Here is a 464-nt window from a genome sequence, read left to right as displayed (position 1 = left end):
TCCTTGATCGGACGCGACCACAACAGATCCGCGGCGGCCTGCACGATGTTCATCGGCTGCAACGTGATCATCACATCCATCGGCGCATCCGGCGCGGTGATGGCCAACCGCCCCGAGGAGCCGATATGCACATTGAGCACGGTGTCGGTATCGACCAACGCATCCCACATCGGCTTCCAATGCTCGAAATCATGAAAGCTCGGATACCCCATCGCCGCCGGGTTCTCGGTGAAGGTCAACGAATGCACCCCACGCTCAGCGTTGCGCCGAATCTCGGCGGCACACGCCTGGGGATCCCAGATCACCGGCAACGTCATCGGAATAAACCGCGCCGGATAGGCCCCACACCACTCCTCGACATGCCAATCGTTGTAGGCCTGCACCAAAGCCAGCGAGAACTCGGCATCCTCGGTGGCAAACAACCGACCCGCAAACCCAGGAAACGACGGAAAACACATCGACCC

The 464-nt window shown here is 60.6% G+C and carries 1 protein-coding gene; it reads right to left on the bottom strand.

The features are described from left to right. Positions 1-464 (bottom strand): amidohydrolase family protein (locus ABQF13_RS25310; RefSeq protein ID WP_448395555.1); only part of this gene is annotated, 464 nt, incomplete at both ends.

Source organism: Mycolicibacterium sp. XJ879, from assembly GCF_053483935.1.
The sequence above is the reverse complement of the archived record's forward strand: the minus strand, read 5'-3'. Positions and strand labels throughout refer to the sequence as shown.